Source organism: Streptomyces phytophilus (assembly GCF_013870535.1).
GTDB classification, from domain to species: domain Bacteria; phylum Actinomycetota; class Actinomycetes; order Streptomycetales; family Streptomycetaceae; genus Streptomyces; species Streptomyces phytophilus.
In genome coordinates, this window is the sequence record NZ_JACBXC010000152.1 from 1 (window position 1) to 8,213 (window position 8,213).

At 70.7% G+C, this 8,213-nt stretch carries 13 protein-coding genes and 1 pseudogene; 6 read left to right on the forward strand and 8 right to left on the reverse strand.

Annotation, left to right across the window (positions count from 1 at the left end; translation table 11 throughout):
• Positions 1-22: 22 nt before the first annotated feature.
• Positions 23-1,045: an aldo/keto reductase gene (locus tag H5J30_RS10585; RefSeq protein WP_181787174.1), complete on the reverse strand. Its 1,023-nt coding sequence runs from the start codon at positions 1,043-1,045 to the stop codon at positions 23-25.
• Positions 1,033-1,446: a MerR family transcriptional regulator gene (locus H5J30_RS10590; RefSeq protein ID WP_181787175.1), complete on the reverse strand. Its 414-nt coding sequence runs from the start codon at positions 1,444-1,446 to the stop codon at positions 1,033-1,035. The genes H5J30_RS10585 and H5J30_RS10590 overlap by 13 nt, the downstream gene beginning before the upstream one ends.
• 86 nt (positions 1,447-1,532) lie before the next feature.
• Here H5J30_RS10590 and H5J30_RS10595 point away from each other — a divergent pair, with 86 nt between their 5' ends.
• The gene (locus H5J30_RS10595) at positions 1,533-2,372 is read left to right on the forward strand and encodes a serine hydrolase domain-containing protein (RefSeq protein WP_181787176.1); all 840 of its coding nucleotides are present in this window, start codon (positions 1,533-1,535) and stop codon (positions 2,370-2,372) included.
• A 38-nt stretch (positions 2,373-2,410) separates the two neighbouring features.
• On the opposite strand, the gene H5J30_RS10600 is transcribed toward H5J30_RS10595, so the two are convergent.
• Both H5J30_RS10600 and H5J30_RS10605 read right to left on the reverse strand, forming a co-directional pair.
• The gene (locus tag H5J30_RS10600) at positions 2,411-2,848 is read right to left on the reverse strand and encodes a hypothetical protein (RefSeq protein WP_181787177.1); all 438 of its coding nucleotides are present in this window, start codon (positions 2,846-2,848) and stop codon (positions 2,411-2,413) included.
• Positions 2,849-2,915: 67 nt separating this feature from the next.
• Positions 2,916-3,065, reverse strand: coding sequence for a hypothetical protein (locus tag H5J30_RS10605; RefSeq protein ID WP_181787178.1), 150 nt, complete (start codon positions 3,063-3,065; stop codon positions 2,916-2,918).
• 171 nt (positions 3,066-3,236) lie between these two features.
• Between H5J30_RS10605 and H5J30_RS10610 the strand changes: the two genes are divergently transcribed.
• The 3 genes from H5J30_RS10610 (at position 3,237) to H5J30_RS10620 (ending at position 5,100) form a co-directional block, all read left to right on the forward strand.
• Positions 3,237-3,992, forward strand: a complete 756-nt coding sequence (locus tag H5J30_RS10610; RefSeq protein WP_181787179.1) for a DUF6879 family protein — start codon at positions 3,237-3,239, stop codon at positions 3,990-3,992.
• Between the two features lie 15 nt (positions 3,993-4,007).
• Positions 4,008-4,856 carry a helix-turn-helix domain-containing protein gene (locus H5J30_RS10615; protein ID WP_181787180.1) on the forward strand — a complete coding sequence of 283 codons (849 nt, stop codon included), beginning with the start codon at positions 4,008-4,010 and terminating at the stop codon, positions 4,854-4,856.
• Positions 4,857-4,926: 70 nt separating this feature from the next.
• Entirely contained in the window at positions 4,927-5,100 is a 174-nt protein-coding gene (locus tag H5J30_RS10620) for a hypothetical protein (RefSeq protein WP_181787181.1), read from the forward strand.
• 10 nt (positions 5,101-5,110) lie between these two features.
• On the opposite strand, the gene H5J30_RS10625 is transcribed toward H5J30_RS10620, so the two are convergent.
• Entirely contained in the window at positions 5,111-5,506 is a 396-nt protein-coding gene (locus H5J30_RS10625; protein WP_181787187.1) for an ATP-binding protein, read from the reverse strand.
• A 128-nt stretch (positions 5,507-5,634) separates the two neighbouring features.
• Here H5J30_RS10625 and H5J30_RS10630 point away from each other — a divergent pair, with 128 nt between their 5' ends.
• Complete coding sequence (locus H5J30_RS10630) at positions 5,635-6,450, forward strand: helix-turn-helix domain-containing protein (RefSeq protein ID WP_181787182.1); 816 nt, start codon at positions 5,635-5,637, stop codon at positions 6,448-6,450.
• Positions 6,447-6,635, forward strand: coding sequence for a DUF397 domain-containing protein (locus H5J30_RS10635; protein WP_181787183.1), 189 nt, complete (start codon positions 6,447-6,449; stop codon positions 6,633-6,635). Before H5J30_RS10630 ends, H5J30_RS10635 begins: the two co-directional genes overlap by 4 nt.
• On the opposite strand, the gene H5J30_RS10640 is transcribed toward H5J30_RS10635, so the two are convergent.
• From H5J30_RS10640 to H5J30_RS10650, 3 genes and pseudogenes are all read right to left on the reverse strand, one after another.
• On the reverse strand, positions 6,636-7,037 hold the full coding sequence (locus tag H5J30_RS10640; protein WP_181787184.1) for a TetR-like C-terminal domain-containing protein: 402 nt from the start codon (positions 7,035-7,037) through the stop codon (positions 6,636-6,638).
• Between the two features lie 157 nt (positions 7,038-7,194).
• Positions 7,195-7,365, reverse strand: a pseudogene (locus H5J30_RS37690) (PIN domain-containing protein); the annotation flags it as partial.
• A 78-nt stretch (positions 7,366-7,443) separates the two neighbouring features.
• On the reverse strand, positions 7,444-8,010 hold the full coding sequence (locus tag H5J30_RS10650) for a TetR/AcrR family transcriptional regulator (RefSeq protein WP_181787185.1): 567 nt from the start codon (positions 8,008-8,010) through the stop codon (positions 7,444-7,446).
• Positions 8,011-8,213: the final 203 nt, after the last annotated feature.

The following is an 8,213-nucleotide window of genomic DNA, read 5'->3' on the forward strand; positions in this document are numbered from 1 at the left end:
GCCCGTCACCGTATCGCCCGCGCTACTCCCTGCCCGCCGACGTGAAGCTGACGTCCGCGTTCCGCGGCCCCGCGACCTGACCGGCCAGCGGCTCCAGCAGCGCCCGCTCCGCCTCGCTCAGCTCGACCACCGTCGCGGCCGCGTTCTCCTCCACCCGCGACGGCTTCCGCGTCCCCGGGATCGGCACGACCGCCATCCCCCGCAGGGAAGCCTGCCCGTGCAGCCACGCGAGCGCGATCTGCGCCGGGGTGGCCCCGTGCGCCTCGGCGATCTGCCGCAGCGGCGCGAGCAGTTCGGCGTTCTTCGCGCCGTTGCCGCCGGTGAAGCGCGGCATCGTGCGGCGGAAGTCGTCGGCGGTCAGCTCGGCCTCGGCGTCGACGAACGAGCCGGTGAGGAAGCCGCGCCCGAGCGGCGAGTACGGCACGAAGGCGACGCCCAGCTCCTGCGCCGCGGGCACCGCCGTGCGCTCCACGTCCCGGCTGAAGACCGACCACTCCGACTGCACGGCCGCGATCGGGTGCACGGCGTGCGCGGCACGCAGCTCCGCGCCGGTGACCTCGCTCAGCCCCAGCTGCCGCACCTTGCCCTCCTGGACCAGCTCGGCCATGTAGCCGACCACGTCCTCGATCGGCACCCGCAGGTCGCGGCGGTGCATGTAGTACAGGTCGATGGTCTCCACGCCGAGCCGGCGCAGGCTGGCCTCGATGCAGGAGCGCAGATAGGGCCGGTCGTTGCGGATCAGGCGCTTGTGCGGATCCGCGGGGTCGGTGGAGAGCGAGAACTTGGACGCCAGCGTGACCGCGTCCCGGTTGGCGCGGATGAAGGGGGCGATGAACTTCTCGTTCTCGCCGTCGCCGTACATGTCGGCGGTGTCGTACAGGGTGACGCCGAGTTCGAGTGCGCGGTCCAGGGTGGCGCGGGCGGCGTCCGCGTCGGTGGGCCCGTACGCGAAGCTCATGCCCATGCAGCCGAGTCCCTGGACGCCGACCCGAGGCCCGTCGGTGCCGAGGGGGACGGTGGCGACGGTGCTGTTCATGGCGTGCATCCGGATGCTGCTCCCTCGTAGAATTCGATCTTGAAGTCGAGAACGGCGAGCGTCGTCCGCAGATCCTCGATCTGCTGCCGGACCACCTCGCGGTGCTCGCGGAAGAGCTGGGTGCGCTCGGGCATGGTCTGGTCCCCGGCCCGCACCAGCTCGGCGTAGCGGACCATGTCCGCCACCGGCATCCCGGTGAGCCGCAGCTTGCCGATGAGGTCGAGCCAGTCGAGGTCGCCGTCGGTGTAGAGGCGCTGCCCGGTGTGCGAGCGGTGGACGCCGTTGAGCAGCCCGATGCGCTCGTACCAGCGCAGGGTGTGAGCGCTCAGCCCGGTGTACGAGGCGACCTCGCTGATGGAGTAGTGATCTTGGCCCACGGGGCGCACCCGGGCCGCTGTGGTCAGGCTCATTACCGGCTCCCCACTCTCGACGCGTCGAAGCTACTGACTTGGAGTGCACTCCAAGCAACAACATATGCCCGGGTTAGGCTCGGCGCATGGACAGCCTGCTTGTGATCGAGTCGTGGCCCGTCGATACGGCGGCCGCCGCGGCCCTGCGCGCCGACGGCTCCCTCGCCGGGACGCACGGCCCGGCGGACCACCGCTTCTACCTGGCGTCGGTGACGAAGCCCCTGGTGGCCTACGCCGCGCTGGTGGCCGTCGAGGAGGGCGCGATCGAGCTGGACGAGCCGGCGGGCCCGGAGGGCTCGACCGTACGGCACCTGCTGGCGCACACCTCCGGCCTCGGCTTCGACGAGCACCGTGTGATGGCCCCGCCCGGCACCCGCAGGCTGTACTCGAACGCGGGCTTCGAGGTCCTCGGCGACCACCTGGCCAAGGCCACCGACATACCGCTGGCCGAGTACGTGCGCGACGCGGTCTTCGTGCCGCTGGGCATGGCGGCGACGAGCCTGGACGGCTCGCCGGCGCACGCGGCGACGTCGACGGTGGCGGACCTGGCCCGCTTCGCGGGCGAACTGCTGGTGCCGCGGCTGATCTCGGACGAGACGCACGCGGAGGCGACGTCGGTGCAGTGGCCGGGTCTGAAGGGGGTGCTCCCCGGCTTCGGGCACAGGAACCCGAACGACTGGGGCCTGGGCCTGGAGATCCGCGACGGCAAGTCGCCGCACTGGACGGGGTCCACGTCCTCCCCGCGGACGTACGGCCACTTCGGCCAGTCGGGCACGTTCCTGTGGGTCGACCCGGAGGCACCCACGGCGGCGGGGCACGGGGCGGCGTGCGTGGCGCTGACGGACAGGAAGTTCGGCGAGTGGGCGGCAGAGGTGTGGCCGCCGTTCACGGACGGGGTGCTGGCGGAGCTGGCCGCGGGAAGGTGACCTCTGCCGCGCGGTGGGCGGCGCTCGGCGGCCGATGCTCAGCGGACGAGTTGGAGGGCCTGCTTCGTCAGCTCGCGGTCGTCGAGGGCGAAGGTGCCGGTGTGCAGGGCGTCGTGGCCGTACATGGGTGCGGCGAGTTCGATACGGCGGTCCGCCCGAAGCCGCCAGCCGGCGTCGGTGAGGTCGAGGCGGGGTCCGGAGCCGCCGATGCGGGCGGACCAGCCGGTGCAGATGACCCAGCCGGCGCAGGCGTTCTGGTGCCCGCCGCGGGAGCCGTAGAGGCCCTGGGGGTGGTGCTCGGCGGCGACCGCCAGCAGGTCGGGGTGCTCCAGCTCGGGTACGGGCAGGACGCCGACGATGGCGGTGGTGCCGAAGTGGCCGGTGGTGGTGTAGGCGAGCAGGCAGCGGCGGTCGGGCCAGCGGTGGGTGAGCGGGAAGACGGTGACCCGGCCGGTACCGGTCTGCTCGCTGCCCATGGCACTCCTGTCGCTCCGCGCCGGCCCCCGCGGCACCGCAGCCGCGGGGACCGACATTCCTGATATCTCAGCGATGGCCCGGAGACGGGTTGCCGCCGCCTCCGTCGCCGTCCTCGATGTCGGTGTTGTCGTCCTCGTCCCCCGGGTCGGCCCGGGCGGTCCCAGGGTGGTCGTGCGCCAGATACGCGCCGGTGCAGGAAGTGTTGGTCTTCGCCATGCCCGGCAACGTAGAGGCGGAAGGTTGGGGGCGACGACGGGGTTTTCTCGGGTTTTCTCGCACCCCTTCTTGCGTCCCTCGTTTTTTCTCGCGAAGGTGCTAGCACTGTGTAGCGGAAGCGGTACAGGGTGACGATCCTGGGTTGGTCCAGCCCCAGGAAAGGACCACCCCATGACCCGACGACTGCGCTTCAACGGCACGGGCAGCGGCGAAGGGAGCTGTCCGGCGGTACACGAAGACGTCGACAGCGGAGAGGTGATCGTGCACGGGCCGCGGCTCACCGATCCCCGCGCGATCGCCCAGCTCCAGCACCTCGACGAGGACGAGGTGCCGATCGTGGTGCCGAGGAACACGCTGATCGACTTCGGTCCGAAAGCGCGCGACGAGGGGCCCCGCGTCCTCGACCCCGACCAGTTCGCCCGCCTCTTCGAGAACTTCGAGCACTCCGCGTGGCACCTGGAGATGCGTCGTCGCTACGCCGTCGACGAACAGGGCGACGACTGGGCTCAGTTCATCGCCGGTCAGAAGCCCACGTGGGATCTCGACACCCCCTGGTGCCGAACGATCAGCGCCAAGACCCGGGACGGCGCGTACGTCGGCCGGGTGCGGATCCTCGACAACCCGCCCACCCCCGGGCAGCTCTTCTTGTTGGCGTACTCCGAGAAGAACGCCGCGCTCGGCGAGGACGTCCGCAACATGTGGCGGGTGGACGCCGAGCGCGTAAATCTGCCGCCGGAAGACTTCTGGATCTTCGACTCGCATATCGTCGCCCTGTGCCTCTTCGACACCGACGACCAGCTCACCGGCGCCGAGTTGATCACCGAGCCGGTACGCGTCAACCAGTACAACCGGCTCCGTGACATCGCGCTGCACTACGCCACGCCGTACGAGCAGTTCGCCGAACATCTCGCCGACCAGGAGGCGTAGAGCGGGTGGGCGCCGGTGAGCACGGATTACCAGCAGGCTCGCGAAGCGCTCGGCGCCCGGCTCCGGGAGCTGCGTTACTCGACGCCCGACGGCCGGCTCACCGGTATCGCCCTGGCTCGCGCGCTCGGCTGGCCCAACTCGAAAGTGTCGAAGCTGGAGTTGGGCAAGCAGACCGCCACCCCGGAGGATCTTCGCGCGTGGGCGGATGCGTGCGGCCAGCCCGAGAGCTATCAGGAGTTGCGGGCCCGGCTCGCCGGGTTCGAGTCGCACATCCGGTCCTGGCGCCGCCAGTTGGTCGGCGGCCACGCCCCCGTGCAGAACACCCACAACCAGGTCCAGGCGCAGGCCGCCGTCCTCCGCGCGTGGGAGTCGTCATGGATCGTCGGCGTGCTCCAGACGCCCGACTACGCGCGCGCCGTACTCACCCGCGCCGTGGAGCTGCACCGCTCACCGCGTGACGTCGAGGAGGCAGTACGGGCGCGGATACGGCGGCAGGAACTGCTCTACCAGCCCGGGCGCCGCTACCACATCCTCCTGTGGGAAGGCGTGCTCCGAGCGCTGGTGTGCCCGCGGGCCGTGCTCGCCGCCCAGCTCGACCGCCTCGTCGGCGTCATCGGTCTGGACACCGTCGAACTGGGCATCGTGCCATTCACCGCCCCCCTCAAGCAGCCCCCCGCCGTGGGCTTCTGGATCTACGACGACCGCCAGGTGATCGTGGAGACCTGGCACGCGGAACTGTGGCTCGACGATACCGATTCCGTGGCAACGTACGTGAGGGCGTGGAAGGCGATACGCGACAGTGCCGTGTACGGCGCCGAGGCACACCGGGTCATCGCCCGTGCCCGGAGCATGCTCAATCCGTAGTGACGGCGTGTCCCGTGTCACTGGGCGGCGCTAGGCTGGCGGCCGAGTGACAGTGGAGGGGGAGAAGTCCATGCTTTTCGGGTTCGGCAGCGTATTAGAGAAGTTGGTCACGGTCGCGGGTGTGGTCGTCGCGGCGGTCGCGGTGGTGAAGCTGGCCGAGGAGACCGAACCGGCGGAGGCCGAGGCGGCGGCGGGCGCGGCAGGGGACGGCGCGCCCGAGGACACCCGGCCCGCGGAGGCGTGAGGCGGCCTCTCTACGGTCCGGGCGGTACGGCGGGCAGCTCAAACCAGACGGTCTTGCCGATCCCGTACGGCCGCGGATAGGCCCCCCACCGCGAAGCCAGCGCCGCCACCAGCGCCAGCCCCCGGCCCGACTCGTCGTCGGGCCCGGCCTCGCGCGGCACGGGCAGTTCGCTGTCCCCCGCGTCGGAGACCTCGACGCGCAGTCCGCCGTCCCCGAGCACGCAGCGGGCGGCGATGTGGCGTCCGCGCGGGGCGTGTGCGTGGAGGCACGCATTGGTCAGTAGTTCGCTGACCAACAGCACGGCGGTGTCGGCTGTTTCGGGCGGCAGCTTCCACTCGCGTGCCTGCTCGGCGAGGAGAACACGGGCACGGGCGGGGCTGCGGCGGCTCGTCGGCAGCCGCCACACGATGTCCGGAGGGAAGGGGGTGGGATCTTTGAGGTTCACCTCTCACAGAGTGGTTGCCGCTCGCTACTGTGAGTAGGAACAGGGGGGGTCCCTGGACCTCCGTACCCCTCAACGGCGAGGTGAACGCGGTGACTACGCTCGAAAACTCCCAGCCCCCGGTGCAGTGGCGGTACTGCGGCAACCAGACCAAGCGGTGGCGCACGCGCGCGGGCGTGAGCCGCGAGGAGTTGGCGAACGAGGCGGGGTACGGGCTCGACTACGTGAAGATGATGGAGCAGGGCCGTCGTCGGCCGACGCCGCGGTTGTTGCAGGTGGCGGATGAGATGTGCGATGCGCAGGGGCTGTTGTTGGCGGCGTTGGCGTACTTGCAGCCGGAGAAGTTCGCGTCCTACTCGCATGAGTTCATGGCGTACGAGGCGGAGGCAGCATCGCTGATCTGGTACGAGCCGAGGTATGTCCCGGGCCTGTTGCAGACGGAGGAGTACGTCCGCGCAGTGCTGTCGGCATTCGTGCCACCGCTGGACGAGGAGACGTTCGAGCAGCGAGTAACGGCCAGGCTGGAACGTCAGAAGCTGCTGGGAATTTTGAACCGCTCATTCAGCTTCGTCATCGAAGAGGCAGCACTGCGCTGCCGCTTCGGCGGTGAAGAAGTCTACGAACGGCAGTTGCGCAGGCTGTTGGAGGCCGCCGAGCAGCGCAACGTCACGGTGCAGGTGATGTCCGCCGCGAGCGGCATCCATCCCGGCTTCCGGGGGCCGTTCGTCATCGTGGAGACGCCGCAGCACGAGCACCTCGCCTACGAGGAAGGCCAGACCACAGGAGTCCTCTACGCTGATCCGGAGAAGGTCAGCACCGTGATGCGTCGCCATGACATGATCGCCCGCGAGGCCCTGTCCCCACAGGACTCCCTACGGTTCATCACGCAGCTCCTGGAGGAGCGATGAAGGACGAGCTCGACTGGTTCAAGTCCAGCTACAGCAATGACGAAGGCGGCGCCTGCGTCGAGATGGCCCCCACCTCAGACGCCGTCCACGTCCGTGACTCCAAGGACCCCGACGGCCCCCACCTCTGCTTCACCCCCGAAGCATGGTCCGCCTTCGTCTCCCACGCCACCACCACCCTGTCGTAGCTACGCCCCCTCGGCGGCGGGTCGCGCCGCCCCGGGGCACAGCAGCGGGAGGAAGACTTCGTCGACGATCTCGGCGATCGACTCCGCGGTGATCGAGCCCCGTACGAGCACCTCGTTGCGCATGAGATCCAGCGGCAGTGCGATCCGGCGCTCGGTCAGCCGCGAGGGGTCGACCTCGCCGCGGTCGACGGCCCGCCCGACGAGCACCGCCACTGGGCCGCGGTGGACGTCGCCGAGCAGCTCGGAGCGGATCAGGGCGAAGAGTTCGGGGTCGCGGGCGCTTTCGGCCAGCAGTCCCCACAGCACGTCGGTGTCGATGTCGGCGAATCTGTCGGCCAGCTGCTGGAGCAGGTGGACGACGTCCGAGCCGACTTCGGCGAGCTGCTCCCGCACCGCCTGCATGATTGCCGTTTCGAGCGCCTTGCCGCGGCGCCGGGTTGCGGGCGGCGTCCGGAACGGCGCAGCCGCCGCTACGGGCCCCGGGCCGGACCGCGGGTGGGCGGCGGGCTCGGTTCACTGCGGGGATGACGATCTCCACGAGTGGGTCGACGCCGTCCCAGCGTTTGTCCCCGGCCAGTACCGCGGAGGCACCCGTTGCCGTCGCCGTTGCGATCACCAGAGCGTCCGGCAGCCGGAGTACCTTCCGCTGTGCCCCGAGCGCCGCCGCCACGCGGGCGATACGGCGGTCGAGAGGGAGTACGTCGACGGCGATGCGGGGATGGCGAGTTCGTGTCCGTCCTGCCGCTTCGACGGCACGGCCTGCCGGGCGGACGCACCTCCAGCCGCTCCGACGCGCACTGCCGTGCGTTCAGCGCGCCGGGCTCAGGCCCGTCACCGCCAGGTGGAAGAGGCGGTTCGCCTCGGGGGCGGGGGTCGGGTGGTGTTCCGTGGCCAGGGTGATGCCGACGATCAGGGTGATCAGGTCGGCGACGGTGGCGTCGGGTGTCACCGTGCCGTCCCGTACGGCGCGGTGCAGCAGCGGGTCCGCCGCCTCCTCCAGCGCTGCCGCGCAGGTGTTGCCGCGTACGGGGTCGGTGCCGGCGGTGTCGTAGGACAGGGCTGCGGCCAGGCCGCGGGCGGTGACGCAGTAGGCGACGACGTCGTCGAGCCATCGCAGGAGGGCCTTGCGGCTGTCGGGTTCGGCGGTCAGGTCGTGGGCGCGCAGGCGCAGGGTCTCGATCCGGTCGTGGGAGACCGCTTCGAGCAGGGCGCGGCGGGTGGGGAAGTGGCGTCGTACGGTCGCGGAGCCGACGCCCGCGGTGCGGGCGATCTGTTCCAGGGAGGCGTTCGCGCCCTGTGCGGCGACCTCTTCCGCGGCGACGGCGAGGATGCGCGTGTAGTTGCGCCGGGCGTCTGCGCGCTGGGTGCCGGGCATGGCGTCTCGTCTCCGGGTTTACTAAGTGGCGGGGCCCGCCGTATCGTACCCGAGAGCTAAACGGCGGGCCCCGCCGTTTTCCCCGGCCGCCATACGAGGAGCGCCATGTCCGCAGATCCCGCACCCGTCCTGGTCACCGGCGCCACCGGCAGGCAGGGCGGCGCCACCGTCCGCGCCCTGCGGGCGGCCGGTGTTCCCGTCCG